Below are 25,069 nucleotides of genomic sequence, written 5' to 3'. Positions count from 1 at the left end.
CTGCTCCCTGTTGTCGCCCGGTCGCCTGTTTTAGACAGCCCGTCAGTAACAATTACCGCTCAGTAGCTTCGAGTTCAAGTGGGCAGGCTGGGCCGACCGCGGACTGTGCCGTGCGACGCACCCGAAACCGCCTGGACAGCCGGTGCGAGGTCGGTTGGGATGGGCGGGTGGCAGCAGACATCGTGACTGACGTATTCGAAGAGCACCGGCCCGTTCTGACCGGCGTGGCGTACCGCATGCTCGGCCGGGTGGCCGACGCCGAGGATGTGGTGCAGGAGGCCTGGCTGCGCTGGTCGGCCGAGGAGCGCGGCGGCGTCCTGGAGCCACGCGGCTATCTCGTGAGGATCACCACCCGCCTCGCCATCGACCGGCTGCGGCACCTCCAGTCGCGGCGGGAGGCGTACGTCGGCCCCTGGCTGCCGGAGCCGATCGCCACCGACTTCGGGCACACAGTCCCCGACACCGCCGAGCGGGCCGTCCTCGCCGAATCCGTATCACTCGCCGTCCTGGTCGTCCTGGAGGCGCTGTCGCCGCTGGAGCGCGCCGTCTTCGTGCTGCGCGAGGCCTTCGGATTCCCTTACGGCGAGATTGCGACCACCCTCGACCGGACCGAGGCGGCGGTACGGCAGCTCGCCGGCCGGGCGCGTCAGCATGTCGAGGAGCGCAAGCCCCGCTACGACGTCGACCCCACCGAACGCCGCGATCTCACCGAGCGCTTCCTGGACGCCGCGTCGGGCGGTGACCTGAAGGCGCTGCTGTCCCTGCTGGCGCCCGATGTGCGGCTGGTCGGCGACAGTGGCGGCAAGTCCAAGGCACCGCTGCGTGTCATGCAGAGCGTGGACAAGGTCGGACGCTTCCTCTTCGCCGTCGCGCAGCAGCCGATCGAGGATATGGAGCTCCGCTTCGTCGAGCTCAACGGAGGCCCGGCGCTTCTCGTCCTGTCCGCCGGAAAGCCGGACACCGTCCTCCAGTTGGAAGTTCTGGACGGACGGATTCAATGCGTCTACATCCAGCGCAACCCTGACAAACTCGTCTCGCTCGATTCTGCGTAGAACCGTCGCGTCGCACGTCGGACCCCGTGTCCCTATCGGACGCGGGGTCTTGTGCTGCCTGCGTTTCACAGGGTGACGAACGTCCTGTGAACGCTCTGCGAATCCGGTTCGTTCCACTGTGTAACCGGCGCAGGATTGGTCTTGACCAAGGGGGTGCGCCGTCCTATGGTCGCAGGGATAGTGCAGGAACCTTTAATAAACAAGGGCGCGGAATAGCCGCTGCTGACACAGCGATTGCGGAGGATCAGGGTGGGGACCACGCAGCTGGAAACAGTGCCGGAGCCTAAGTACTGGCACCTCAAGACCGTGCTCGGCGAAGCGCTCGACTCGGACTTCGAGGTCGGTGAGATCCTTCCGAACGAGCGTGATCTCGCCGCTCGCTTCGGAGTCGCCCGCGCCACACTCCGGCAGGCGCTCGAACAGCTCGAGCTGGAAGGCCGGTTGCAGCGACGCCGCGGCGTCGGCACGACCGTCGCACCGCCGCGCATGGGCGTCGACGTCTCCACCACCGAGCCCGCCTGGCCCAGCACCGGCCAGGACGCCTGGCAGTCCGTCGACTGCACGACAGTGGTGCCGCCCCAGGCGGTGGCGCGTCTGCTCGAGACGGACACCGGCGAAGAGACGTACACGGTGCGCAGGCTGCGCGTCAGCCGTGGCCAGTCCGTCGCGGCCGAGCTGCTGTATGTGCCGGTCTCGTCCGTGCCAGAGCTCTCGGCGATCGACGCGCCGTCCGGCCCCGCCCGCGCCCGTGGCGTACTGCGTGAACTCCAGCGCCTCGAGCTCGAGGGCCAGGACCGCGCGGTGGAACTGGGCTCGGCGCGCGCCGACGACGCCAAGGAGCTCGACCGGCTGCCGGGCGCGCCCGTCCTGGTCGTCACCACCCGCTACTTCTCCGAGGGCAGGACCGCGGCCGTCTCGGTGGCCACTTACCGGGCCGACACCTGCCGGCTCACCTTCGGGGACTCCGGCGATCTGGAGATCAGCGACCACGAGCAGGAACGCCGCGCTTCCTGAGTCCCGCCTCTGCATACGGCCCGTCGCCCGAGCTCGCGCTCAGCGGCGGGCCGTCACCGTTCCCTCGACGGCGAAGAGCTGCTCCTCCACATGGTCCAGCGCCAGGCGCAGCGCGCCGGTCGCCACGGCCGCCTCGCCGAGCAGTGAGAGCGTCACCCGCGGCGGGCGCAGACAGTAGCGGGACAGCTCGTCGCGCAGTGGATCGAGTACGCCGTCGAGTCCGGCCGCCCAGCCGCCGATCACCACCAGCTCCGGATCGAGCGCCAGCACCAGCGCCGCCACATCGTGCACCAGACGCTGAATGAACCGCTGGACCGCGGCCTGCGCGCGGGAATCGCCCCGCTTGGCCAGAGCGAAGACATCGGCCACGGCCTGCTCGTCGAGGGGATGCAGCGGCTCGTCCGTCGTGGACAGGAGCTTCTCCGGGGTCACTTCGCGGCCCAGCAGATGCAGCGCCCCGATCTCGCCGGCCGCGCCGCCGAAGCCGCGGTGCAGCCGTCCGCCGATCAGCGAACCGGCGCCCGGGCTGAGCCCCGCCAGCACGAAGACGATGTCGTCGGACTCGGTCGCGGCTCCCTTCCAGTGCTCGGCGACCGCGGCGGCATTGGCGTCGTTCTCCACCAGCACCGGACAGCGGAACGACCTGCGCAGCCGCTCGCCCAGCGCCAGGCCGGTCCAGCCCGGCAGCGCGGTCCCCAGCCGTACGGTGCCGTCGGCCTCCACAATGCCCGGGGAACCGACCCCGACCGCGCGCAGACTGCTGCGTGCGACACCGGCACGCCGCAGTACATCGGCGACGACCAGCCGCACCCGTTCCAGCCGTTCGTCCTCGGAGGCCGTCTCGGACACATCCCGGGACCCGGCGCCGATGACGCGCCCGTCCAGACCCGACAGCAGTGCCGCCACCCGGTGCGATCCGATTTCGACGCCCAGCAGATGACCGGCCTCGGCCCGGAACCTGAACCGCCGGGCCGGACGTCCCTGACGGCGCGCGCCACCCTCCTCGAGGACGCTCTCGACGACCAGTCCGGTCTCCATGAGGCCCTCGACGACGCCTTCGACCGTTGGCCGGGAAAGGCCTGTGATGCGGGTCAGATCTGTGAGCGTGGGGGAGTCAGCGCCCCGCAGTGCATGGAGTACCACCGCGGAGTTGATTCGCCGCAGCAGCGACGGATCTCCGCCGGTCAGCCGCCCCACCGTGTGTCCTCCCAGCCCGAGCACGTGTCTGGCCGGATCGTACTCGTTGACAGCAGAGGCGGCGAGTGGTGTACGGGGCGGCTGACTCGCCTCAGAACCGGGCGTGGGCGCTGATGTCGGCGCCGAACTGCTCGATCATCGCGGGTGTCACGGTCGGCCGGCACTGGGCGATGGCCGCCAGATAGTCCTTTGTGCTCGCGCCGAGCGCCCGTTGATCGCCCGTACCTCTGCCGATCGTCTCCAGATCCCGCTCGAACGCGCACTGGGCGGCGATCCGGGCCGCATGCTCGATATCCGCCGGAGTGAACAGGTCGGTCGCCGCCACCAGTACCGTCACATCCACGTCGGACCGGCCGTCCGTGTACCGGGACCAGATCGCCGCCCGCGCCGCCTCGTCCGGGGTGCCGATCGGGATCAGATAGTCGAACCTGCCGGGCCGCAGGAAGGCCGGGTCGAGCGAGCGGATGGAGTTGGTGGCGCACACCAGCAGCCGCTCGTCCCGTTCCCGGAAGCCCGGTATGAGCTTGAGCAGTTCATTGGTCACACCGTGCATCCCGCCGGGCTGTGCGGGCTCCGTGCGGACCGGTGCGATCTCCTCGACCTCGTCGATGAAGACGAGCACCCGCTCGAGCTCCGCGATCCGTGCGAACGCGCTGCGCAGCGCCGCCGCGAGATTGCCCTCGTCGGCCAGCCGGGAAGGCAGCAGTTCCACGAACGGCCAGCCGAGCTTGGAGGCGATGCCCCGGGCGAACGTGGTCTTCCCGGTCCCGGGCGGACCGAACAGCGCGATGGCCCGCGGCGGCCGCACCCCGTGCCGCGCGGCTCGCTCCGGCTCCGCCAGCGGCAGGACGACGCGTCGCTCGATCAGGTCCTTCTCCGCCTCCATGCCGGCCACCTTGGCCCAGAGGTCGTTCGGCAGGAACCGTCCGCCGAGGTCCTCCAGCAGACTGGCAGCGGGGCCGTGCAGCGGCTCCACCTTCTCGAAGTAGGCCACGGCGGGCTGCCGCGTGTAGCCCGCGTTGAGCAGCCCCTCGCCGAGGAGCTCCTCCTCGGGCAGCACATAGGCGATACGGCCCACCCGGGCGGCGACGAGCCGCCGCTCCAGCTCCACCAGGAGTGCGCTGGCCAGTCCCCGGCCGCGCCAGGCCGAGGAAATGGCGATGCGCATCACCCAGGCACGCTCACCGGCCACACAGGCGAGCGCCGCCCCGATGGGGACGCCCTGGTGAACGGCGACGACGGCGGGCTGCCGGGAGGTGAGCGCACCGATGCACTCGGCGAGTGAGAAGACGGACTCCTGGCCGAGTTCGGCCGTGGTGTCGATCAGGTGGACCACTGCCGCGAGATCGCTCTCGCGGTAGTCGTGGATGAGCCAGTTCATCGGTACCGCCCCTCGTTCGTGCTGTTCCGGTGAGGCTAGGGGCGACGATGCGGCGGGTCTTGCGCCACTGTGCACAAACCCGGGCGGGAAACTCGACGTTCCGTCTCTGGCCGGGGCCGCACCCGTTGGTGGCCGGATCCTGCGCCGCGGGCCCGTTGCGGCGGCTGACGGACTGCCAGTTGTCAGTGCCTGCCGGTTTACTGGAGACATGACCACGGCACAGCACCTCGACACGATCGACTTGCTGCGCTCCCGGGGGTTCCCCGCGGAGCCCGGCCCGTCGGACGTCGGCACCGAAGGTCCGGGATTCCATATCGCGGAGCTGAACGGGCATGTCGGACACGGCGCGGACAGCGACGCGGATGGGGAGACGGACGCGGAGCAGCGCGCGGCCGAACACGAGGCCTTGCTGGACGCGCTGACGGAACGCTGGGGCGAGCCCGACTACTTCAGTCTCATCGGTACCGGGTTGCGCGCCGACGCGGACGAGGCTGTGCCGGAACCGTGGCTCCGGCTGAGTGCGCTGCTGTCGTATCTGCATCTGTGGCGGATCGACGACCGCTGGATCGCGATAGGCGCCTCCGAGACACAACTGCTGGCGGTCGTGACCGCGACAGATCCGCGCTAGGGCGCCTCGGCGGCAGACCGCAGCCTGCCGAACTCCTCAGCCATCGTCTGCGCGGTCCAGTGGGCATTGAGCCCGCTCGGGTTCGGCAGCGCCCAGATCCTCGTCTCACCGATCGTGCGCTCCTGCCGCCCGATCTGTGCCTTCCTGTCGCCGAAAGCCGTCCGATAGGCCGTGACGCCGACGACCGCCAGCCACCGCGGCCGCAGCCGCTCCACCTTGGCGGTGAGCAGCCGCCCGCCCTCGCGGAACTCATCGTCGCTCAGCTCGTCGGCGCGCGCCGTGGCCCGCGCGACGACATTGGTGATGCCGAGACGGTGGTCGAGCAGCTTCTCCTGCTCCGCGGGCCTGAACTGATACGGCGTGAACCCCGACAGATGCAGCACGGGCCAGAACCGGTTGCCGGGCCGGGCGAAGTGATGGCCCGTCGCCGCCGTCATCAGGCCGGGGTTGATGCCGCAGAAGAGCACGGAAAGGCCGCCCGCGACCACATCCGGAACGATGCGGTCGCGGGCGGCCTCGAGCTCGTCGGGGGTCAGAGGATCGACCCCGGGGTGTAACCGGCGGCCTCCGGGTGCTGCTTGACGATCTCCTCGATACGGGAGACCACCGCCGCCACTTGATCGCCGGCCGCTCCGGTGAACGAGAGCTTGTCGGCCATCAGCTCGTCCAGCTGCGCGCGGTCCAGCGGGATCCGCTCGTCAGCGGCGAGCTTGTCGAGCAGCTCGTTGCGCTCGGCGCCCTGCTCGCGCATCGCCAGCGCCGAGGCGACCGCGTTCTCCTTGATGGCCTCGTGTGCCACCTCGCGGCCCACCCCGGCCCGCACCGCGGCCATCAGGACCTTGGTCGTGGCGAGGAACGGGAGGTACCGGTCCAGCTCACGGGCGACGACGGCGGGGAACGCGCCGAACTCGTCGAGCACGGTCAGGAACGTCTCCAGCAGCCCGTCGAAGGCGAAGAACGCGTCGGGGAGCGCCACCCGGCGCACCACCGAGCAGGAGACGTCGCCCTCGTTCCACTGGTCGCCCGCCAGCTCGCCCGTCATCGACGCGTAGCCGCGCAGGATGACCATCAGGCCGTTGACGCGCTCGCAGGAGCGGGTGTTCATCTTGTGCGGCATCGCGGAGGAGCCGACCTGGCCGGGCTTGAAGCCCTCGGTGACCAGCTCGTGCCCGGCCATCAGCCGGATCGTCTTCGCGACGGAGGACGGCGCGGCGGCCAGCTGCACCAGTGCGGAGACGACGTCGTAGTCGAGCGAGCGGGGGTAGACCTGGCCGACCGAGGTGAAGGCGTGCGCGAAGCCCAGATGCCCGGCGATGCGCTGCTCCAGCTCCGCGAGCTTCGCGGCGTCCCCGCCCAGCAGGTCGAGCATGTCCTGCGCGGTGCCGACCGGGCCCTTGATGCCGCGCAGCGGGTAGCGGCCGAGCAGGTCCTCGAGCCGTCCGTACGCCACCAGCAGCTCGTCGGCCGCGGTCGCGAAGCGCTTTCCGAGCGTCGTGGCCTGCGCGGCGACATTGTGCGAGCGCCCGGCCATGACCAGCTCGGCGTACTCACCGGCAAGCTTGCCCAGGCGCGCCAGCACCGAGACGGTGCGGTCGCGCATCAGCTCCAGCGAGAGCCGGATCTGCAGCTGCTCGACGTTCTCGGTCAGATCGCGGGAGGTCATGCCCTTGTGGACCTGCTCATGGCCCGCGAGCGCGTTGAACTCCTCGATCCGCGCCTTCACATCGTGGCGGGTGATCTTCTCGCGCTCGGCGATGGACGCCAGGTCGACCTGGTCGAGCACACGCTCGTAGTCGGCGAGCGCGGCCTCGGGCACCTCGATGCCGAGGTCCTTCTGGGCGCGCAGCACCGCGAGCCAGAGCTGACGCTCCAGCTTCACCTTCTGCTCGGGGGACCACAGGACGGCCAGCTCCGCAGAGGCGTAGCGGCCGGCCAGGACATTGGGGATGCGAGGCTTCGCAGACACAGCAGTCACGTAACCAGATTCTACTGGCGGTTTCTGCAGGCCAGCGCCGCGGCCCCGGTTGTAGGTTGCTACGAGAGCGGCGCCTCGTACGGCAGCAGCTCGGGCCGCTTCGCCGGCCGGCCGTCACCCGAGGAGCGCCCTGTCAGCCGCCGCCCGATCCACGGCCCCAAGTACTGGCGCGCGAACCGAAGATCGCCGACCCGCCGCGAGGCCCAGCCGGTCCGCACCACGGGCGGCAGCAGAGCCTGCCAGTCGTCCTCCGCCTCCAGGCCCAGCTTCTGCCAGACGGCCTCGGCGACCCGCCGGTGCCCCTCGGCGGTCAGGTGCAGCCGGTCCACGTCCCACAGCCGCTGATCGCCGAGCACCTCGGACCCGTACAGATCCACCACCAGCGCACCGTGCCGGGCGGCCAGCTCGTCGACGTACGCGAACAGCTCCTCCATGCGGGGGCGGAACCGTTCCATCACCGGCCCGTTGCGGCCGGGGCTGCGCATCAGCACCAGCTGCTTGCAGGACGGCGCGAGCTTCTCCACGGCCTCCTCCAGGAGCCCGTGCACCCGTCCCATGTCGTACGTGGGCCGCAGCGTGTCATTGAGCCCGCCGACCAGCGTGACCACGTCCGCCTGCATCGCGGCCGCCACGTCGACCTGCTCGTCGACGATCTGCCCGATGAGCTTTCCGCGCACGGCGAGATTCGCGTAGCGGAAACCCGGGCCGCGTGCCGCAAGCCGGCCCGCGAGGAGATCCGCCCAGCCACGGTACGAGCCGTCGGGCAACAGGTCGGACATGCCCTCGGTAAAGGAATCGCCTACCGCGACAAAACTGGTGTAGTTGGCATTCATCTCCATGGCGGAGTGATCCTACCGCGCGGTAAGGTCCCCCGGTTCCGTACCAGGAGGGAGCCCCGTGAGTGACGCGCTGCTGAACGCGCTGGCCGAGGCGCTGGCCGACGTTGTGACCACGATCGACACCTGCGACGAGGATGTGCTCGACCCGGACATCGCGGTGAAATGGCTGGAGACGACCGGGTATCTGCTCGACCGGCTCTCGCCCGCCGACCGCCGTGCCCTCTCCGCACTCCTGCGCCGCGCGGCCGCGCGGCAGCCCGACGGGGCCTGGCGGGAGGATCTGCTGCGGATACCCGAGGGATTCGGCCTCGACGACGATCAGCACGAGCTGTACTGCGACGCCGTCGAACAGCTGGCGCGCCGGTTCGTCGAGACCGTACGGGACGTGGACCCCGCCACGCCCGTGCCCAGCTGCCCCGGCTGGACCTTCGCCGACCTCGTCAGGCACCACGGCACCACGCACCGCTGGATGGAACATCTCGTACGGACCCGGGCCGCCGAGCGCGTCTGGTCGCGGGATGTGCCACTCGAGCTTCCCGACGACCCGAAGGCGTACCCGCAGTGGCTGGCCCGCAGCGCCGAGGCCACGCTGCGCACCCTGCGTACCGTCGATCCCGAGACGCCGATGTGGTCCCACGGCGCCGACCAGCGTGTGCGCTTCTTCCCGCGCCGGCTGCACTTCGAGGCCGTCGTCCATCTCGCCGACGCCGAACTGGCCCTGGGTCTCGAACCCCGCATCCCGGCGGGCACGGCGGCCGACGGCATAGAAGAGTTCCTGGAGAATCTGCCGTACTTCTCCTGGCTCGCCGGGCCCGTCGGGGTCCTGGCGGACGGCTCGGTCCGGCTGTCGGCCACGGACACCGGCGCCAGCTGGACGATCACCTTCGGGCAGGCCGGTTTCGGCTGGACGAAGAGGGCGGGGGAGGCCGCCGTCGGCGTCGAGGCGGCGGCGGGCGATCTTCTGCTGCTCGTATACGGGCGCCTCCGCGCCGACGACGAGCGTTTCGGTGTCCTGGGCGATCGAGCGGTTCTGGACGCCTGGCTGGGCGCGACCGCGCTCTAGATCTGACGCGAGGGCTGTCGGTACGGTGCGTTCCGCAGTATGTCCAGAGCATGTTCACTGCTGACTTCTGGAAGGCCACGGCGGAACGCGCCGTCCGCACCTTCGCCCAGTCCCTTGTCGCCGTCCTGACGGCCGGTGCGACGAACCTCTTCGACGTCGACTGGCTCGCCGCTCTCGCCACCGCGGGCCTGGCCACCCTCCTCGCTGTCCTCACCGCGATCGGCGCCGCCTCAGCAGGACGGCCCGGCCCGGGTCTCACCGAGACCACGGAGCGGGCCGTCAAGGCCACAGAGGCGCGCTAGCGAGGCCGGCCGACCAGCTCGCGCAGTACGTCCTCCATCGTCACCAGCCCCACGGGTGTGCCGTTGTCGTCCACGACGGCGGCCAGGTGGGTACGGCTGCGCCGCATCGCGGTCAGCACATCGTCGAGCGGCGTCGTCGCCCGCACCCGCGCGATCGGACGCATCGCCGTGACCGGAAACGGCTGGTCGCGCGGAGTCGCGTCCAGCGCGTCCTTCACATGGAGATAGCCGAGGATCCGGCTGTTCGAGTCCACCACAGGGAAACGGGAGAACCCGGACTCCGCTGCCAGCCGCTCCAACTGCTCGGGCGTGGTCCCGACCCGGGCGTACACCACCCGCTCCACCGGTACCACGACGTCCCGCACCGGCCTGCGTCCCAGCTCCAGCGCATCGCGCAGCCGTTCGGCCGAGCGGTCGTCGAGCAGCCCGGCATCGCCGGCGTCGCGCACCAGCCGTGCCAGCTCGGCGTCCGAGTAGGTGGCGGCCACCTCGCCCTTCGCCTCGACCCGCAGCAGCTTCAGCAGACCGTTGGCGAAGGCGTTGATGGTGAAGATCACCGGACGCAGTGTCCGGGCCAGCGTGACCAGCGGCGGGCCGAGCAGCAGCGCGGACCGCGTGGGCTCGGCCAGTGCGATGTTCTTCGGCACCATCTCGCCCAGGAGCATGTGCAGATACGTCGCCACGGTCAGCGCGATCACGAACGAGATGGGGTGGACCAGGCCGTGCGGCACACCCACCGCGTTGAACACCGGCTCCAGCAGATTCGCGATGGCGGGCTCGGCGACGATGCCGAGCACCAGGGTGCAGAGCGTGATGCCGAGCTGGGCCGCCGCCAGCAGCGCCGAGACATGCTCCAGGCCCCAGATGACGCTGCGCGCCCGCCGGTCCCCGGTCTCCGCCGCCGGCTCGATCTGGCTGCGGCGCACCGAGATCAGGGCGAACTCGGCGCCGACGAAGAAGGCGTTGACCACCAGGGTCAGCAGGCCGATGAGGAGTTGGATCGCGGTCATCGTCCGGCCTCCTCGGTCTCGTCGGCCGTCGGGAGCGGCGCGTGCAGCAGCACGCGTGCTGCCCGCCGCCCGGAGGCGTCGACGACGTCGAGCCGCCAGCCCTCCAGATCGATCCGGTCGCCCTCGGCGGGGATGCGCCCCAGCTCGGTGGCGATCAGACCGGCGAGCGTCTCGTACGGTCCTTCCGGCACCCGGAGTCCGATCCGCTCCAGCTGGTCGGTCCGGGCCGCTCCGTCCGCCGACCAGAGGGAGCGTCCGTCCGCGTCCTCGCCCGCCGGAACCAGGTCCGGAGTCTCGTGCGGATCGTGTTCGTCGCGCACCTCGCCGACGACCTCCTCCACGATGTCCTCCAGCGTCACGACACCGGCCGTACCGCCGTACTCGTCGATGACGACGGCCATCGTGTTCTTGCCGGAAAGCCGGTCCAGCAGCCGGTCCACCGTCAGCGTCTCGGGCACCAGCAGCGGCTCGCGCATCAGCTTGGAGACCGGGTGACGCGGACGGCGTTCGGCCGGCACCACAAGGACGTCCTTGATGTGCGCTATGCCGACGACGGTGTCCAGGTTGCCCCGGTAGACCGGGAAGCGGGACAGCCCGGTCGCGCGCGTGGCGTTGGCGACGTCCTCGGCGGTGGCCTGCACTTCGAGGGCCGTGACCTGGACCCTGGGGGTCATCACGTTCTCGGCGGTCAGCTCGGCCAGCTTGAGGGTGCGTACGAACAGCTCGGCGGTGTCCGCCTCCAGCGCGCCCTCCTTCGCGGAGTGGCGGGCCAGGGCGACCAGTTCCTGCGGGCTGCGGGCGGAGGCCAGCTCTTCGGTCGGCTCCATGCCGAGCCGGCGCAGGATGCGGTTGGCGGTGTTGTTGAGATGGCTGATGAAGGGCTTGAAGGCGGCGGTGAAGACTCGCTGCGGAGGGGCCACCACCTTCGCGACGGCGAGCGGCGACGAGATGGCCCAGTTCTTCGGGACCAGCTCGCCGACGACCATCAGTACGACGGTGGACAGCGCGGTACCGATGACCAGGGCCGCCGACGAGGCCACGGAGGGGGAGACGCCGAGTGCCTCCAGCGGTCCGCGGATCAGCTTGGCGATCGACGGCTCGGAGAGCATGCCGACGACCAGGTTGGTCACGGTGATGCCGAGCTGGGCCCCGGAGAGCTGGAAGGTGAGGCTGCGTACGGCCTTGAGCGCGCTCGCCGCCCCGCGCTCGCCGCGCTCGGCGGCCCGTTCGAGGTCGCCGCGTTCGACCGTGGTGAGGGAGAACTCCGCCGCGACGAAGGCTCCGCAGGCGACCGAGAGCAGTACCGCCACGAGGAGCAAGAGCACTTCGGTCATCGGTTCACCTCCGTCCCATGATCGGGCAGGGGCAGGAGGAATGCGCGATGTCGGCTACTGGGAGGCTCGCCCATGGACGGACGCTCACACCTTTCGTACGGGGTGAATGGTTCACCCATGGTAAAGGACCGGCAAAGTGGGTCGGTGGGGCGGCGGCCGCCTACGCGAACGGCTTCACCCAGCGGCGCCAGTGGTCCTCGCGGTGGTAGCCGGCCGCGGCCCACGCACCTTGGGCCCGCTCGTTCGCCTCCAGCACCATGGCGTCGCCGCGCCTGCCGCCCACGGCCAGAAAACGCTTCTCGGCCGCTTCGAGCAGTGCCGTCGAGATCCCCCGGCGGCGGTGGGAGGGCAGTACGGCCAGCCGGTACAGCGAACAGCGCCAGCCGTCGTACCCGGCGATCACCGAGCCGACCACCACGCCGTCGGACTCGGCGAGGATCAGCGCCTCCGGGTCACGCTCGATGAGCCGGGTGACCCCGTCCACGTCGTCCGTGATGCTCGTGCCCTCCGCCGCTTCCTTCCAGAAGGCGAGGACGGTCTCCGCCTCGTCCGTCGCCGCGGTGCGTATATACAGGTCGGTCATGATCCGGAGCCAAGCACGGCCGGGGTGGGCCTGTCACCGACTTTCAGCGTTCGAGACACCCCGCGCGATGCCGCCGGTCAGATGCCGCGGGTCACCCTCCCGCAGCTGTCTATTCGTGCGCGATGGCGGCCAGCACATTCATCCGCGAGGCGCGCAGAGCCGGCAGTACCGCCGCCGCGAGCCCGACCACCACCGAGCCGATCACGACCGCGACGATCGTGCCCCACGGCACGGCGAACGCCTTCAGCCCTTCCAGTGCCAGCACTTGCTGCACCGCCACGCCCCACACCATGCCCAGCGCCAGCCCGAGCAGTGCTCCGAAGACCGCGATCACGACGGACTCCAGCCGGATCATGCGTCGCAGCTGGACCCGGGAGAGCCCGATGGCGCGCAGCAGCCCGATCTCGCGGGTCCGCTCCACCACCGACAGAGCAAGGGTGTTGACCACACCCAGCACCGCGATGACGATCGCCAGACCCAGCAGCGCGTACACCAGATAGAGCATCACGGCGATCTGCTGCCGGATCAGTTCCTTGTAGTCGGCCTGATCTCTGACCTGCACCTGCGGATAGCGGTCGAGCGCCGTTTCCAGGCCCTTGCGCAGCTCCTTCACATCGCTGCCGCTCGCGGCGTTGACGTACAGCGCGGCGTCCTGCCCGCCCGGCAGATACCTCTCCACGGTGGAGAGCCCCATGAACAGGCCGCCCTCCATCCCGGGGCCGCCGCTCTGGTCCATGGCGGTGAGCGCTCCGACCGTCAGCCGGGCCTTCTGCCCGCCGGGGAACTCGGCCGGCAGTACGGAGCCGATCCGCACCGTGTGGTCCGCCGCGTACTTCCGGTCCATGGCGATGCTGTCCGGCGCCAGCGCCGCCGCCGTGTCCCCGCTCGCGTAGGTGATCCTGGCAGCCTCGTCCAGCTGCGGGTCGTAGCCCGAAGCCGTCGACTCCACCCGCTTCCCGTCCGGAAGGTTGAGCGCGACCGGCGCGAAGCGCTGCCGCACGACTGTGCCCGCGCTCTCGACGCCCTGCACCTTTTCCGTGATCTCTTGCGGAAACGGCATGAAGTTGCTGTTCTGTACGACGAAGTCGGCACCCAGCGTCTTGTCGATCTGGTCGTCGAAGGACTTGGTCATCGAGGCGCTGGCGATCGAGAGCCCGCCCACCAGCGCCAGGCCCACCATCAGCGCGGCGGCGGTGGCGCCGGTGCGCCGCGGATTGCGCAGCGCGTTGCGCTGGCTCATCCGGCCGACCGATCCGAAGATCTTGGGGAACGCCCCGCCCAGCACCCGGATCACCGGCCGTACCAGCAGCGGCCCCGCCACCACCGTGGCGATCAGGGTCAGCACCACGCCGAGACCCAGCAGCGAGGACGCGGTGGCGGTCCTCTCGCTCACCGCGCATCCGGCGAGCGCGGCCGCGCCCGCCGCGGCTACCACCGCCCCCACGATCGCACGGACCCTCAACGGCCGCCCCACACCGGCGACTTCGGCATCCGCGAGCGCGGCCATCGGGGAGACCCGGGCCGCTCGCCGGGCCGGCAGATACGCGGCCACGAAGGTGACACCCACGCCGACCGCGTACGCGGTCACCGGCGTTCCCACGCCGACCACCATCTCGGCGGCGCTCAGGTTCATCCCGAGCAGACCCATCAGCTCGATCAGCCCGGCCGCGAGCCCGATCCCGGCGGCCAGCCCGAGCGTCGAGCCGACCAGGCCGAGCAGCAGCGCCTCGGTGAGGACCGACCTGCGCACCTGGCGGCGGTCGGCGCCGAGCGCACGCAGCAGACCCAGCTCACGGGTGCGCTGCGCGATCAGCATGGAGAAGGTGTTGACGATCAGGAAGATGCCGACGAGGACCGCGACACCGGCGAAGCCGAGCATCACCCACTTGATGACATCGAGGAATCCGCCGAGTTGGGCGGCGGCCGACTTGGCCTGCTCGTCGGCGGTCTTGAGCTCGTACGCATCACCAAGCTCGGCGGCGATCCGCTGCTTGAGCGTCGCGTCGCTCACGCCCTCCTCAGCGTCCACCGAGATCGAGGAGGCCACGCCGGGCCGGCCCAGCAACTTGGTCTGGGCCGTAGGAGTGTCCAGGAAGACCAGCGCGGCACCGGGGTTGGTGGTGGTGAACGTCGCGATGCCGACGATCTCGACCTTGAACGAGCCGGGCTGTGCGAGCACGGTGAGCGTGTCCCCGATGCGCACCTTCTTCTTGTCGGCGGTGTCCTTGTCGAGCAGCGCCTCGCCAGGCCCCTTCGGTTCGCGCCCGCTGGTCAGCTTCACCGGACTGCGTTCGGTGACATACCAGTTGGTGGCGATGGTGGGTGCGCCGGTCGTCGGCCCGACCGCCTTGTTCGTGGAGTCGACGACGGTGATGTTCTCCACGGCCGCGTCGACGTGGGTGGCCTTGACCCCGTCGACCGAGCCGATACGGTCCGCGAGACCGGCCGGGACCGTCCGTACGACTCCGGTCGGCAGACGCTCGTCGATGCCCTCCTTCGCCGCGACGGTCACATCCGCCGATGTGGACGCGAAGAGCCGGTCGAAGGTGCGGGAGACGGTGTCCGAGAAGATCAGGCTGCCGCTGACGAAGGCCACCGACAGGAGCACCGCCAGCGCCGACAGCAGCAGCCGTCCCTTGTGCGCGAAGAAACTCCGCAGCGTCGCCTTCAGCATCGTGGCCTCAGCTCTTGCGCGGGGCGTCGGAGCCCGGGGTCTGGGGCGATGCCCCGGAGAAGAGGCGCATGCGCTCCAGCACGGCCTCGGCGGTCGGGTCCGGCATGACATCCACGATCCGTCCGTCCGCGAGGAACAGCACCACATCCGAATGGGCGGCCGCGCCGGGGTCGTGCGTCACCATCACCACTGTCTGCTCCAGCCGGTCGACGGCCTCGCGCAGGAAGGCGAGCACCTCCGCGCCCGCGCGCGAGTCGAGATTGCCGGTCGGTTCGTCGGCGAAGATCAGCTCGGGGCGGGAGGCGAGCGCACGGGCACAGGCGACCCGCTGCTGCTGCCCGCCGGAGAGCTCGGCCGGCCGGTGTTCGAGCCGGTCCCGCAGCCCGAGGGTGTCGATGACCTGATCCACCCACTGTCGATCAGGTTTACGGCCGGCGATGTCCATGGGGAGCGTGATGTTCTCAGCGGCGGTGAGTGTGGGCAGCAGATTGAACGCCTGGAACATAAAGCCGATCCGGTCCCTGCGCAGCCGGGTGAGCTCACGCTCCTTCAGGCCGGTGATCTCCGTGTCGCCCAGCCAGACCTGGCCGGCGGAGACGGTGTCGAGGCCGGCGAGGCAGTGCATCAGCGTGGACTTCCCCGAGCCGGACGGGCCCATGACCGCGGTGAACCGGCCGCGCGCGATGTCGACATCGACCGCGTCCAGGGCGCGCACGGTCGTCTCGCCCGTGCCGTACGCCTTGGTCAGGGCACGCGCCCGGGCGGCGAGCGGCACATCCGCGGCGTGGTCGTGGGTGGGTGCAGTGGCAGGTGTGGACAAGGCTGCCTCCCGGGTCGTGGCCGCTCCAACTCCCGTACAGGAGGCGAGAGTAGAGGGGGTGTGCGGGTGTCGGTATCCCCCGGAGGTTCGGTCCTCGGGGTCCATGTAAGGGGCACTTGACGGACCCCTTGCCGGTGCTAGCGTTCTGGCGCTAGCGTGATGGTGTGGCGAAGACTCAGTTGAATGTACGCGTGGACGAGACCACCGCCGAGGCAGCGCGCCAGCGGGCCCTTCAGCGCGGGATGAGCGTGAACCGCTACATCGAGGAACTCGTCAAGCAGGACGCGGGTGAGGTGGGACGTACCTTTGTCGAGGCGGCGTCCGACTTCATGAAGCAGTACGAGTCCGTGTTCGCGGAGGAGTTCGGCGAGTTCGGCGCGGGTGACGGCGCGGGCAAGGACAAGGACACAGGCACCGGCCGCGCAGGCAAGCGTTGAACCTCTCGATCGACCTCGCCTGGCTGCTCATGGTCGCCGAGCACAAGACCCCCGGCGATCCACAGGTCACCGACTGGGGCGCGCTCGTCGCCGCCGTCAGCCGTCATGAGGCGGAGATATTCGGCATCGCCGTCTACAGCGACCCGTATGCCAGGGCCGCCGCGCTGCTCCAGCTGCTGCTCCATGTGCCCGCGCTCGAGCACTCCAACGCCATGTTCGCCTCGGCCGTCGCCTACGGCTATCTCGTCGCCAGCGGGCTGAAGGTGGTCACCTCGCCCGTGCAGGTGCGAGACCTGGCACGGCTGGTCAAGCAGGGCAAGGCGGACGTCAGGGCCATCGCCGACGAGCTGCGGCAGTGGCGCGGGTGAGTGCCTGGCCAGGCCTGGCTCAATCACCGACGGGCCGCCGTGCCACGCCGAGGACGCAGGAGGACGCGGGCGTCCTCGGCCCCTTCTCCGGCACCCGCAGCCTGCGGTACATCCCGAGATCGAAGCCGGCGGCCTCGATCTCGGCGATGGTGTCCCGCGCGGTGTGACAGCCGCCGAAGAGCAGCGGCCAGACCGTACGGTCCAGGACGCGCTGGGTCTTCGCCATGGTCCGGCCATCGGCCAGCCCGTGCTCGAAGAACCGCAGTTCACCGCCGGGCCGCAGGACTCGTCTGATCTCGGAGAGCGCCCGCCGCACATCCCGTACGGAGCACAGCACCAGGGACACCACGGCCGCGTCGAACGCCTCGCTCTTGACCGGCAGCGCCTCGGCCGCGCCCGGCACCACGTCCACCGGGACATCGGAGCGCTGCGCGGCGTCCACCGCCAACTTCCGCAGGGTGCGCTCGGGTTCGATCGCCACCACCTCGGAGACCGCCGACGGATAGTGCGCGAAGTTCAGACCGTTGCCCGCGCCGATCTCGATCACCCGGCCCGAGAGACCGGACAGCAGCTCATGGCGGTAGGTCGCGATTCCCGCTCTGACGTCCGCCGGCCCACTGAATTTGGCGTAGACGCGCGAGAAGACGGGATGGTGGACGGCGTCCCGGGGCACTTTGGTGCTGCGCACAGGCATCGCGGGCCTCCTTGGGACGGACGAGCCGGTCACACCGCCATTCTCCCCCCGTACGGCGCCAGTCAGCCGCTCGAGCCGCCGACGAAACAGAACTCGTTTCCCTCCGGGTCCCGCAGAACCTGGAACCGTCCCTGGTCGTCGGTCACGACCGCCCCCACCCGTACGGCGCCGAGCCGTACCGCCTCGACGGCCGCGGCGTCGACGTCGCCCGCGTCGAGATCCAGGTGAAGCCGGTTCTTGACGGACTTGCCCTCGGGTACGCGCTGGAAGGCGACCCGTACGAAACCGGGCGGTTCGATGTACGACCAGTCGGCGCTGCGGTCCACCGGTTCGCCGCCCAGGAGCTCCGGCCAGAAGCGGACAAGCCGTACGGGGTCGTGGCAGTCGAAGACGATCTCGTCGATCCGTGCGCGCATGGGGTCAGCGTACGGCGGCGGTGAACGCGTCGGCGTTCCAGTCGCCGCCGAGCGTGGGCGCGAGCCAACTGGCGGCGCGCGCCCGGAACTCGGCCGGAGCCAGCGCTGCGGCCCCTTGCGGCACGGCCCCGAGGAGCGGCGCCCCGGCTGCCCCGGGCAGCTCCGCGAGATTGCATCGCGCGGCCAGATCCGGCTCGGCGGGCCAGCTGCCGACGACCACCCCGAGCTGCTCCAACTCCCGTGCGCGCAGGGCCTCCCCGGTCAGCGTGGTGGTATTGAGCGTCCCCAGCCCGGCGGGTACGACGACCAGCAGCGGCGCCCGGAGCAGCCCCGCGACATCGGCGAGCGTCGCCCCCTCCTCGTCGAGCCGCACGAGCAGGCCGCCGGCCCCTTCGAGCAGGACCAGGTCGTGCTCCGTGGTCAGCTTCTCCACGACCTGGACGATGTCCCGCGGCCGGACGGCGTCCATCCCGGCGCGCAGCGCGGCGGTCGCGGGAGCAAGAGGCTCGGGATACCGCGCGATCTCAACCCCGCTGACACGCCCGGCGAGCCGCACCACCTCGTCCACGTCGCCCGCCTCGCCGGGAGCCACCCCGGTCTGCGCGGGTTTCACCACGGCCACGGACGCGCCTCGCCCCCGCGCGACCGCGGCAACGGCGGCGGTGACGACGGTTTTACCGATCTCGGTCCCGGTCCCGGTGACGACGATGACTGCCATTGCTACGCCTCTGTCTCTCTGTTCACCTGCACGCCCTGCGGCTCGGGCCCCGCGCCGCGCCCGGGGCGGAGCCCCGGCTCCGGTCAGCCCGCGGACGCCGCCGCGGTCACGGCCCGGCAGACGCGGGCCAAGTCCTCGTCCCCCGTCACATACGGCGGCATCACATAGACGAGGTCCCGGAACGGCCGCAGCCACACGCCCTCCCGTACCGCCGCCTCCGTCGCCGCCTCCATGTCCACCTCGTGGTCCAGCTGAACGACACCGATCGCGCCCAGCACACGCACTTCCTTCACGCCCGGCAGCGCCTCGACCCCGGCCAGCCCGTCCCGCAGGCCCGCCTCAAGCCGTTTGACCTCCTGCTGCCAGTCCTGGCCGAGCAACAGGTCGATCGACGCGCACGCGACCGCCGAAGCCAGCGGGTTCCCCATGAACGTCGGGCCGTGTGCCAGGACCGGGACCTCGCCGCGCGAGATGCCCTCGGCCACCCGTGCGGTGCACAGCGTGGCCGCCATCGTGAGGTAGCCGCCGGTCAGCGACTTGCCCAGGCACATCACATCCGGCGAGACACCGGCGTGCTCCGCCGCGAAGAGCGCACCCGTACGTCCGAACCCGGTCGCGATCTCGTCGAAGATCAGCAGCACTCCGTGCTCGTCGCAGGCCTCCCGCAGCACCCTGAGATACTCGGAGGAGTGGAACCGCATCCCGCCGGCGCCCTGCACCACCGGCTCCACGATCACCGCGGCGAGTTCGTCCGCGTGCCGCGCGACAAGCTCCCGAAGGCCCGCCGCGTACGACTCCTCGAACTCCGCCGGCGGCGCCTCCGCGAAGATCTGGCGCGGCAGCACCCCCGACCACAGCCCGTGCATCCCACCCTCGGGGTCGCACACGGACATCGGCTGCCAGGTGTCCCCGTGGTAGCCGCCGCGCCAGGTCAGCAGCCGCTGCTTGGCCGGACGGCCCACCGAGCGCCAGTACTGCAGACACATCTTGACCGCGACCTCGACCGACACGGAGCCCGAGTCGCAGAGGAAGACATGCCGCAGCGGCTCGGGCGTGATCTCGACCAGCCGGGTGGCCAGCCGCACGGCGGGCTCATGGGTGAGCCCGCCGAACATCACATGACTCATCCGCTCCAGCTGGCCGTGCGCCGCCTCGTTGAGGACCGGGTGGTTGTAGCCGTGGATCGCCGACCACCAGGACGACATGCCGTCGATCAACTCGCGCTGCCCGTGCACCGGTTCGGCCAGCCGCAGCCGTACGCCGGACGCGGACTCCACGATCAACGGGTCCGTGCGGCCCGGCATGGGGCCGTACGGATGCCAGACATGGGCCCGGTCCAGCGCCAGCAGCTCGCGGGGGCCGTAACCGGACTCAGGCATTGGGCGCGAGATCCGTACCGGCGCCCCGGCGGCGTACCGCCACCAGGTCCGTACGCGCTGCCGGGACCTCGGACGAGGTCTCCGCCGGAGTCTCGGCGGCAGCAGCGTCACCGCCACCGCACACCGACGCGCAGCCCCCGCCCCGGTGCTCGGGCAGCGTCGTCGTGTCCGTGCCCTCCACCTCGAAGCCCGCGTCCACGATCATGTCGAGGTCGGCCTTGCCCGCCTGGCCCTCGCTGGTCAGATAGTCGCCGAGGAAGATCGAGTTGACCAGGTTCAGCGCGAGGGGCTGCATCGAGCGCAGATGCACCTCGCGGCCGCCCGCGAGCCGTACCTCGACGTCGGGGCAGACGAACCGCGTCATCGCGAGAATCCGCAGGCAGCGTTGCGGGGTGAGATTCCACTCCTTGGCCAGCGGCGTGCCCTCGAAGGGGATCAGGAAGTTCACCGGCACCGAGTCCGGGTCGAGCTCGCGGAGCGAGAAGACGACGTCGACCAGGTCCGCGTCGCTCTCACCCATGCCCGCGATCAGCCCGGAGCACGCGGAGAGACCCGCGGCCTGCGCCTGGTGCACCGTGTCCACCCGGTCGGCGTAGGTGTGGGTGGTGGTGATGTCCCCGTATGTCCCCTCGGACGTATTGAGGTTGTGGTTGTACGCGTCGGCGCCCGCGTCCCGCAGCCGCTCCGCCTGCCCGTCGGAGAGCAGTCCGAGACAGGCACAGACCTCGACGCCCTCGTTCTGCTCCTTGATCGCCTCGATGGTCTTCGAGACCCGGTCGACATCCCGGTCCGTCGGGCCACGGCCGCTCGCGACCAGGCAGACCCGCTTCGCACCCCCGGCCACGCCGGCGGCCGCCGCCTGCGAGGCCTCATCGGGCTTCAGCCAGGTGTACTTGAGGATCTCCGCCTTGGACCCGAGCCGCTGGGAGCAGTACGAGCAGTCCTCGGGGCACAGTCCCGACTTCAGATTGACGAGATAGTTCAGCTTCACCCGCCGTCCGAACCACTGTCGGCGCACCTTGCCGGCCGCGGCCACCACTTCGAGCAGATCGTCGTCGGAGGTCGCCAGCACGGCGAGCGCTTCTTCACGGGTCGGCAGCTCGCGCCGCAACCCCTTCTCCACCAGCGTGTTCAGCAGGTCCATGGTCCAGATCCTGACGTATGGCACATGCCGCGGCCAAGGAGGAACTCCACAACAGAGCATGTTTGAGGTGTGTGCATGGCCACATCCGTTCCTCGAGCCGGTCCGGCTAGGGTCTGTGCGCTGCCTACAAAAGGACCGGACCACCATGCCCCAGGATCCTTTCGAGTGGATCGACGACGAGTCGCGCCGCCGTGAGCGCGCCGGCCTCGTGCGTACGCTCCGGCCGCGCGCCGCGGACTCCGAGCTGCTGGATCTCGCCAGCAATGACTATCTGGGCCTGACCCGCCGCCCGGAGGTCACCGAGGCGGCAGCCGAGGCGGCCCGCCGCTGGGGCGCGGGGGCCACCGGCTCCCGGCTTGTCACGGGCAGTACCGCCCTCCACGCCGAGCTCGAGCGGGAACTGGCCGCCTTCTGCGGATTCGAGGCCGCCCTCGTCCTGTCGTCCGGGTATGCCGCCAACCTCGCCGCCGTGACCGCGCTGAGCGGCCGCGGCTCACTGATCGTCTCCGACGCGGGCAATCACGCCTCGATCGTCGACGGCTGCCGGCTTTCGCGCGCGGAGACCGCGGTTGTCACGCACGCCGATGTCGATGCCGTACGCAAGACACTCGACGCGCACTCCGGGCAGCGGGCCCTCGCGGTCACCGACTCGGTCTTCTCGGTGGACGGCGACGCCGCGCCCCTGCCCGGCCTCGCCGACGCCTGCCGCGAGCACGGCGCCGCGCTGCTCGTCGACGACGCGCACGGTCTCGGTGTACTCGGCGATGGCGGCCGCGGAGCGCTGGACGCCGCGGGCATCGCGGGTCACGACGGCGTCGTCGCCACGCTGACCCTGTCCAAATCCCTCGGCAGCCAGGGCGGAGCGGTCCTCGGCCCGGCGCGGGTCATCGACCACCTGGTCAACACCGCGCGCACCTTTATCTTCGACACGGGCCTGGCTCCCGCCGCGGCGGGAGCCGCCCTGGCGAGCCTGCGGCTGCTGGGCCGCGAGCCCGAGCTGGCCGGCCGGGCCCGCGCGGTCGCCGGGATGCTTCACCGCAGGCTGACGGAGGCCGGTCTGACCGCCGCACGTCCGGACGCGGCCGTGGTCTCCGTGCGGGCGCCGTCACCGGAGGCCGCTCTGCGCTGGGCCGCCGACTGCCGTACCGCCGGACTTGTCGTGGGCTGCTTCCGGCCGCCGTCGGTGCCCGACGGCATCTCCCGGATCAGGCTCACGGCACGGGCGGATCTGACGGATCAGCAGGTCGAGTCGGCGATCGCCACGATCACCGGGACCGCGCCGGTCAGTTGACGCTCCCTTCGTGGAGCGCGCCGAGGAAGCGCGACCAGGCCGCCGGGGAGAAGCGCAGCGCTTGACGCGCGATGTTCTTCGAGTCCCGTACGGCGAGAGTGTCGTCGGGCAGCCGGGCCGCCTCGACGCAGTTGTTCATTCCCGTGCTGCGGCTGCTGCGCCGCCACGTTGAGCCGTCCTGTGCGAGGCAGTCGGACATGGGGGGTGCCTCCCTACGAGCCGTCACTGATCCGGGCGATGAGATCCAATGAGTCCTCGGGTGCAAGGGCCCGCGCCTGCATCGCGTGGAAGGCGGCGCAGTACACCTCGAGGTCTTCCTTCCGCTCGAGGTAGAGGCTACTCGTCAAGTGGTCGAGAACAACCACGTCCAGATCAGAAGTGTTCGGAAAAGAGAAAATAACGAAAGGGCCCGTGAGGCCGGCATAGCCGCCGACCGAGAACGGCAGTACCTGCAGCCGCACATGGGGCAGTTGTGCCGTCTCCGCCAGCCCTCGTAATTGTTCGCGCATCACCCGCCGGCCCCCCACCTCGCGCCGTAGCACCGCCTCGTCGAGCACCGCGCTCAGCTCCAACGGCTTCTCCGCGCGGAGTACCGACTGGCGGGTCAGCCTCACCTCCACCAGCGAGTTCACCGTCGTGGCGGGCAGATCCGCCAGCGCTGCCCGGGTCACCGCGCGCGCATAGTCAGGGGTCTGCAGCAGCCCGGGCACCACCGAGGTCTCCAGCGTCCGTGCGGCGCAGGCCTGGTCCTCCAAACTGATGAAGTCCCGGTACTCGGGCGGGAGCAGCCCGCGGTACGCATGCCACCAGCCGCTGCCCATGCCGTCGGCCGCACCAGCCAAGGTCTCGAGCAGCGTGCGCAGTTGAGGGTCAGCCACTGTGTACACATCCAGCAGCAGGGTCACATCCGACGCCTTGACCCCGCTGATACCGGTCTCGATCCGGCTCACCTTCGACTGGTGCCAGCCGGCGAGCCGTGCGGCGTCCCGGCTGGTGAGGCCCGCGGCCAGGCGCAGCCTCCGCAACTCCTCGCCGAGCTTGCGGCGGCGTACCGCGGGACCGTGCTGCATCGCCCGCTCCTTCCCGTCCTTCCGGCTTGCTGTCCTTCCGGCTGTACTTCCGTCGCACTGACCTTCCGGCCGGGACCAAAGTGCGAGTCTCTGCCCAAATACGGTCTCGCGTAGCAGAGTTCACTGCTTCGAGCGACAGATATATGCATATCTTGGTGGATCGCCGCCCTCGACGGCACGATCAGTGGCACTCTGGCGCGAAGCGCAATCCGTGGCCGCCCTCGCATTTCATCCGCTACGAGTCGGAGCCGGCCCGGTGGGAAAGGGACAGCGTCGCCATGGCAGACCATCAGGAAGCCTCCGTCACCCTGCCGAGCGATCCAGCCTCGGTCTCCGCCGCCCGGAAATACGCCACAGACGTCATCGCCGAATGGGGTCTGCCCATCGAGACCGAGGCCGTCGACACGGTGCGGCTGATCGTGTCCGAACTCGCCACCAATGCCGTCCAGCACACCTTCGGCCAGTCGCCGACCTTCACCGTGGACCTCCGTCTCGATCGGGACGAGCAGCTTCGCATCGGCGTCACCGACAGCCACCCGCGCTGGCCGCAGCGGCTGCCCGCAGCCGTACGCCAGGACAACGGCCGCGGCATGGTGATCATCCGCAGTCTGACCGCCGAGTGCGGTGGAGAGCTCTCCGTCGCACCGACCCCCGAGGGCGGCAAGACCGTGTGGATCGCCCTGCCGTGGATCGTCCCGGTCCAGAACTGACCACCGCTGTCCGGTCGTCAGCTCCCCGCGCGGCCGAACGCGCCGCGCAGCAGGGCCCGCAGCGAATCGGCCGCCGGGGACGATTCCTCGCCCCGGTGCGCGACCGAGATCGTTCGTCGGAAGTCCGCCGGTTCCAACTGCCGTACACCGAGCGGCGTAGCGGCCATCGCGGCGACCATCTCCGGCACCACCGCCACGCCGAGCCCCGCACTGACCAGTGCGCACACCAGCGCATAGCCGGGTGACTCGACCACCACAGCGGGAGTCGCCCCGGCCCGCGCCAACGCTCCTTCCACGCCCTTGCGCGGCGGATGCGAGGGTGCGCTGCTGATCAGCGGCTGTCCTGCGAGATCGGCCACCGGCAGCCTGCTCGAGCCGCCCGCCAGCGCATGACCGGGCGCCGTCACCAGCACCAACTCCTCCACGAGCAGTGGTTCCAGAACCACCCCCGACGGCGGTGGAGCCGGCTCGGCCGGTTCGTACGCATGCGTCAGCGCAAGATCGACCTCGCCGGCCGCCACCGCCAGGACGCCGCCCGGCGGCTCGTACTCCGCGACGGTCAGTTCCACATCCGGATGGGCCCGGCGGAAGGCGCTCAGAACCGGCGGCAGCAGATGGATGCCGACCGTGGTGAAGGTGCCGACGCGCAGGCGTCCGCCGGAGAGACCGGCCAGCCGCGCCAGCTCGTGCCGTGCTCGGTCCATCTCGTCCAGCACTCGGCGGGCCCGTGCTGCCAGCAGCTCGCCCGCGGCCGTCAATCGTGCCCCGCGATGGTGCCGCACCAGCAGGGTCGCCCCCGCCTCCCGCTCCAGCTTGGCCAGCTGCTGGGAGAGCGCGGGTGCGGTGTAGCCCAGTCGGGCGGCGGCGCGGGTGATCGAACCGGCCTCCGCGACCGCCACCAGCGCCGCCAGCCGCGTCGGGTCGTACATGCCACCTCTTAAGCATTGCTTTAGGCAGACCATGAAGATTG

Annotated in this window: 27 protein-coding genes; 9 read left to right on the top strand and 18 right to left on the bottom strand. The window is 70.4% G+C overall.

What is annotated here, in order from left to right; genetic code table 11:
• Positions 1-167: 167 nt before the first annotated feature.
• Together ACFWDI_RS17850 and ACFWDI_RS17845 are read left to right on the top strand one after the other, a co-directional pair.
• Positions 168-1,052: an RNA polymerase sigma-70 factor gene (locus ACFWDI_RS17850; protein WP_385305002.1), complete on the top strand. Its 885-nt coding sequence runs from the start codon at positions 168-170 to the stop codon at positions 1,050-1,052.
• Between the two features lie 249 nt (positions 1,053-1,301).
• Complete coding sequence (locus tag ACFWDI_RS17845) at positions 1,302-2,066, top strand: GntR family transcriptional regulator (protein WP_385305000.1); 765 nt, start codon at positions 1,302-1,304, stop codon at positions 2,064-2,066.
• Between the two features lie 39 nt (positions 2,067-2,105).
• Here the strand turns inward: ACFWDI_RS17845 and ACFWDI_RS17840 are convergent, their stop codons facing one another.
• The gene (locus ACFWDI_RS17840) at positions 2,106-3,263 is read right to left on the bottom strand and encodes an ROK family transcriptional regulator (RefSeq protein ID WP_385304998.1); all 1,158 of its coding nucleotides are present in this window, start codon (positions 3,261-3,263) and stop codon (positions 2,106-2,108) included.
• A 91-nt stretch (positions 3,264-3,354) separates the two neighbouring features.
• Positions 3,355-4,644 carry an ATP-binding protein gene (locus tag ACFWDI_RS17835; protein WP_385304996.1) on the bottom strand — a complete coding sequence of 430 codons (1,290 nt, stop codon included), beginning with the start codon at positions 4,642-4,644 and terminating at the stop codon, positions 3,355-3,357.
• Between the two features lie 208 nt (positions 4,645-4,852).
• Here ACFWDI_RS17835 and ACFWDI_RS17830 point away from each other — a divergent pair, with 208 nt between their 5' ends.
• Positions 4,853-5,272 carry a hypothetical protein gene (locus tag ACFWDI_RS17830; protein ID WP_385304995.1) on the top strand — a complete coding sequence of 140 codons (420 nt, stop codon included), beginning with the start codon at positions 4,853-4,855 and terminating at the stop codon, positions 5,270-5,272.
• Here ACFWDI_RS17830 and mug read toward each other — a convergent pair.
• From mug to ACFWDI_RS17815, 3 genes are read right to left on the bottom strand one after another with little or no spacing between them, the layout of a single operon-like run.
• Positions 5,269-5,808, bottom strand: coding sequence for a G/U mismatch-specific DNA glycosylase (mug, locus tag ACFWDI_RS17825; protein ID WP_385305048.1), 540 nt, complete (start codon positions 5,806-5,808; stop codon positions 5,269-5,271). The genes ACFWDI_RS17830 and mug overlap by 4 nt on opposite strands.
• Positions 5,805-7,247: an adenylosuccinate lyase gene (purB, locus tag ACFWDI_RS17820; RefSeq protein WP_385304993.1), complete on the bottom strand. Its 1,443-nt coding sequence runs from the start codon at positions 7,245-7,247 to the stop codon at positions 5,805-5,807. Before purB ends, mug begins: the two co-directional genes overlap by 4 nt.
• A gap of 59 nt (positions 7,248-7,306) precedes the next feature.
• A complete protein-coding gene (locus ACFWDI_RS17815) occupies positions 7,307-8,086 on the bottom strand; it encodes an SGNH/GDSL hydrolase family protein (RefSeq protein WP_385304991.1) in 780 nt (259 codons plus the stop codon).
• A gap of 58 nt (positions 8,087-8,144) precedes the next feature.
• Between ACFWDI_RS17815 and ACFWDI_RS17810 the strand changes: the two genes are divergently transcribed.
• On the top strand, positions 8,145-9,149 hold the full coding sequence (locus ACFWDI_RS17810; protein WP_385304989.1) for a maleylpyruvate isomerase family mycothiol-dependent enzyme: 1,005 nt from the start codon (positions 8,145-8,147) through the stop codon (positions 9,147-9,149).
• Positions 9,150-9,199: 50 nt separating this feature from the next.
• Positions 9,200-9,451 (top strand): holin, encoded by a 252-nt coding sequence (locus ACFWDI_RS17805; protein ID WP_385304987.1) that lies wholly within the window; start codon positions 9,200-9,202, stop codon positions 9,449-9,451.
• Here ACFWDI_RS17805 and ACFWDI_RS17800 read toward each other — a convergent pair.
• The 5 genes from ACFWDI_RS17800 to ACFWDI_RS17780 form a co-directional block, all read right to left on the bottom strand.
• A complete protein-coding gene (locus tag ACFWDI_RS17800; RefSeq protein ID WP_385304985.1) occupies positions 9,448-10,461 on the bottom strand; it encodes a hemolysin family protein in 1,014 nt (337 codons plus the stop codon). The genes ACFWDI_RS17805 and ACFWDI_RS17800 overlap by 4 nt on opposite strands.
• Entirely contained in the window at positions 10,458-11,795 is a 1,338-nt protein-coding gene (locus ACFWDI_RS17795) for a hemolysin family protein (RefSeq protein WP_385304983.1), read from the bottom strand. The genes ACFWDI_RS17800 and ACFWDI_RS17795 overlap by 4 nt, the downstream gene beginning before the upstream one ends.
• Positions 11,796-11,955: 160 nt before the next feature.
• The gene (locus ACFWDI_RS17790) at positions 11,956-12,378 is read right to left on the bottom strand and encodes a GNAT family N-acetyltransferase (protein ID WP_385304981.1); all 423 of its coding nucleotides are present in this window, start codon (positions 12,376-12,378) and stop codon (positions 11,956-11,958) included.
• 109 nt (positions 12,379-12,487) lie between these two features.
• Positions 12,488-15,052 carry an ABC transporter permease gene (locus ACFWDI_RS17785; protein WP_385304980.1) on the bottom strand — a complete coding sequence of 855 codons (2,565 nt, stop codon included), beginning with the start codon at positions 15,050-15,052 and terminating at the stop codon, positions 12,488-12,490.
• A gap of 7 nt (positions 15,053-15,059) precedes the next feature.
• On the bottom strand, positions 15,060-15,872 hold the full coding sequence (locus ACFWDI_RS17780) for an ABC transporter ATP-binding protein (RefSeq protein ID WP_385304978.1): 813 nt from the start codon (positions 15,870-15,872) through the stop codon (positions 15,060-15,062).
• A gap of 164 nt (positions 15,873-16,036) precedes the next feature.
• On the opposite strand from ACFWDI_RS17780, the gene ACFWDI_RS17775 reads away from it, so the two are divergent.
• Positions 16,037-16,309, top strand: a complete 273-nt coding sequence (locus ACFWDI_RS17775) for an antitoxin (protein WP_385304976.1) — start codon at positions 16,037-16,039, stop codon at positions 16,307-16,309.
• Positions 16,306-16,677, top strand: coding sequence for a fic family toxin-antitoxin system, toxin component (locus ACFWDI_RS17770; RefSeq protein WP_385304974.1), 372 nt, complete (start codon positions 16,306-16,308; stop codon positions 16,675-16,677). The genes ACFWDI_RS17775 and ACFWDI_RS17770 overlap by 4 nt, the downstream gene beginning before the upstream one ends.
• Positions 16,678-16,696: 19 nt before the next feature.
• Here ACFWDI_RS17770 and ACFWDI_RS17765 read toward each other — a convergent pair whose 3' ends face one another.
• The 5 genes from ACFWDI_RS17765 to bioB all read right to left on the bottom strand — a co-directional run bounded on the left by ACFWDI_RS17765 (position 16,697) and on the right by bioB (position 21,028).
• Positions 16,697-17,371 carry a class I SAM-dependent methyltransferase gene (locus ACFWDI_RS17765; RefSeq protein WP_385304972.1) on the bottom strand — a complete coding sequence of 225 codons (675 nt, stop codon included), beginning with the start codon at positions 17,369-17,371 and terminating at the stop codon, positions 16,697-16,699.
• Between the two features lie 62 nt (positions 17,372-17,433).
• A complete protein-coding gene (locus ACFWDI_RS17760; protein WP_385304970.1) occupies positions 17,434-17,787 on the bottom strand; it encodes a VOC family protein in 354 nt (117 codons plus the stop codon).
• Positions 17,788-17,791: 4 nt separating this feature from the next.
• The gene (gene bioD, locus ACFWDI_RS17755; protein WP_385304966.1) at positions 17,792-18,505 is read right to left on the bottom strand and encodes a dethiobiotin synthase; all 714 of its coding nucleotides are present in this window, start codon (positions 18,503-18,505) and stop codon (positions 17,792-17,794) included.
• Positions 18,506-18,588: 83 nt separating this feature from the next.
• Entirely contained in the window at positions 18,589-19,884 is a 1,296-nt protein-coding gene (locus tag ACFWDI_RS17750) for an adenosylmethionine--8-amino-7-oxononanoate transaminase (RefSeq protein ID WP_385304964.1), read from the bottom strand.
• Complete coding sequence (gene bioB / locus ACFWDI_RS17745; RefSeq protein WP_385304962.1) at positions 19,877-21,028, bottom strand: biotin synthase BioB; 1,152 nt, start codon at positions 21,026-21,028, stop codon at positions 19,877-19,879. The genes ACFWDI_RS17750 and bioB overlap by 8 nt, the downstream gene beginning before the upstream one ends.
• A gap of 145 nt (positions 21,029-21,173) precedes the next feature.
• Here bioB and ACFWDI_RS17740 point away from each other — a divergent pair, with 145 nt between their 5' ends.
• Positions 21,174-22,319: an 8-amino-7-oxononanoate synthase gene (locus ACFWDI_RS17740; protein ID WP_327322053.1), complete on the top strand. Its 1,146-nt coding sequence runs from the start codon at positions 21,174-21,176 to the stop codon at positions 22,317-22,319.
• Here ACFWDI_RS17740 and ACFWDI_RS17735 read toward each other — a convergent pair.
• On the bottom strand, positions 22,312-22,518 hold the full coding sequence (locus ACFWDI_RS17735; protein ID WP_385304959.1) for a DUF397 domain-containing protein: 207 nt from the start codon (positions 22,516-22,518) through the stop codon (positions 22,312-22,314). The two genes, ACFWDI_RS17740 and ACFWDI_RS17735, sit on opposite strands and share 8 nt — an antisense overlap.
• A gap of 13 nt (positions 22,519-22,531) precedes the next feature.
• Positions 22,532-23,389, bottom strand: a complete 858-nt coding sequence (locus tag ACFWDI_RS17730) for a helix-turn-helix domain-containing protein (RefSeq protein WP_385304956.1) — start codon at positions 23,387-23,389, stop codon at positions 22,532-22,534.
• Between the two features lie 278 nt (positions 23,390-23,667).
• Between ACFWDI_RS17730 and ACFWDI_RS17725 the strand changes: the two genes are divergently transcribed.
• A complete protein-coding gene (locus ACFWDI_RS17725) occupies positions 23,668-24,099 on the top strand; it encodes an ATP-binding protein (RefSeq protein ID WP_327322050.1) in 432 nt (143 codons plus the stop codon).
• A 17-nt stretch (positions 24,100-24,116) separates the two neighbouring features.
• Here the strand turns inward: ACFWDI_RS17725 and ACFWDI_RS17720 are convergent, their stop codons facing one another.
• Positions 24,117-25,028: a LysR family transcriptional regulator gene (locus ACFWDI_RS17720; RefSeq protein WP_385304953.1), complete on the bottom strand. Its 912-nt coding sequence runs from the start codon at positions 25,026-25,028 to the stop codon at positions 24,117-24,119.
• Positions 25,029-25,069: the final 41 nt, after the last annotated feature.

This window comes from Streptomyces sp. NPDC060064 (assembly GCF_042736455.1).
GTDB lineage: Bacteria > Actinomycetota > Actinomycetes > Streptomycetales > Streptomycetaceae > Streptomyces.
The sequence above is the reverse complement of the archived record's forward strand: the minus strand, read 5'-3'. Positions and strand labels throughout refer to the sequence as shown.

Coding starts and splice junctions, on each gene's coding strand:
- ACFWDI_RS17835 (WP_385304996.1), bottom strand. CDS start 4,644: ATGAACTGGCTCATCCACGACTACCGCGAGAGCGATCTCGCGGCAGTG.
- ACFWDI_RS17830 (WP_385304995.1), top strand. CDS start 4,853: ATGACCACGGCACAGCACCTCGACACGATCGACTTGCTGCGCTCCCGG.
- ACFWDI_RS17815 (WP_385304991.1), bottom strand. CDS start 8,086: ATGGAGATGAATGCCAACTACACCAGTTTTGTCGCGGTAGGCGATTCC.
- ACFWDI_RS17805 (WP_385304987.1), top strand. CDS start 9,200: ATGTTCACTGCTGACTTCTGGAAGGCCACGGCGGAACGCGCCGTCCGC.
- ACFWDI_RS17800 (WP_385304985.1), bottom strand. CDS start 10,461: ATGACCGCGATCCAACTCCTCATCGGCCTGCTGACCCTGGTGGTCAAC.
- ACFWDI_RS17795 (WP_385304983.1), bottom strand. CDS start 11,795: ATGACCGAAGTGCTCTTGCTCCTCGTGGCGGTACTGCTCTCGGTCGCC.
- ACFWDI_RS17790 (WP_385304981.1), bottom strand. CDS start 12,378: ATGACCGACCTGTATATACGCACCGCGGCGACGGACGAGGCGGAGACC.
- ACFWDI_RS17785 (WP_385304980.1), bottom strand. CDS start 15,052: ATGCTGAAGGCGACGCTGCGGAGTTTCTTCGCGCACAAGGGACGGCTG.
- ACFWDI_RS17765 (WP_385304972.1), bottom strand. CDS start 17,371: ATGCCTGTGCGCAGCACCAAAGTGCCCCGGGACGCCGTCCACCATCCC.
- ACFWDI_RS17760 (WP_385304970.1), bottom strand. CDS start 17,787: ATGCGCGCACGGATCGACGAGATCGTCTTCGACTGCCACGACCCCGTA.
- bioD (WP_385304966.1), bottom strand. CDS start 18,505: ATGGCAGTCATCGTCGTCACCGGGACCGGGACCGAGATCGGTAAAACC.
- ACFWDI_RS17750 (WP_385304964.1), bottom strand. CDS start 19,884: ATGCCTGAGTCCGGTTACGGCCCCCGCGAGCTGCTGGCGCTGGACCGG.
- bioB (WP_385304962.1), bottom strand. CDS start 21,028: ATGGACCTGCTGAACACGCTGGTGGAGAAGGGGTTGCGGCGCGAGCTG.
- ACFWDI_RS17740 (WP_327322053.1), top strand. CDS start 21,174: ATGCCCCAGGATCCTTTCGAGTGGATCGACGACGAGTCGCGCCGCCGT.
- ACFWDI_RS17735 (WP_385304959.1), bottom strand. CDS start 22,518: ATGTCCGACTGCCTCGCACAGGACGGCTCAACGTGGCGGCGCAGCAGC.
- ACFWDI_RS17730 (WP_385304956.1), bottom strand. CDS start 23,389: ATGCAGCACGGTCCCGCGGTACGCCGCCGCAAGCTCGGCGAGGAGTTG.
- ACFWDI_RS17725 (WP_327322050.1), top strand. CDS start 23,668: ATGGCAGACCATCAGGAAGCCTCCGTCACCCTGCCGAGCGATCCAGCC.
- ACFWDI_RS17720 (WP_385304953.1), bottom strand. CDS start 25,028: ATGTACGACCCGACGCGGCTGGCGGCGCTGGTGGCGGTCGCGGAGGCC.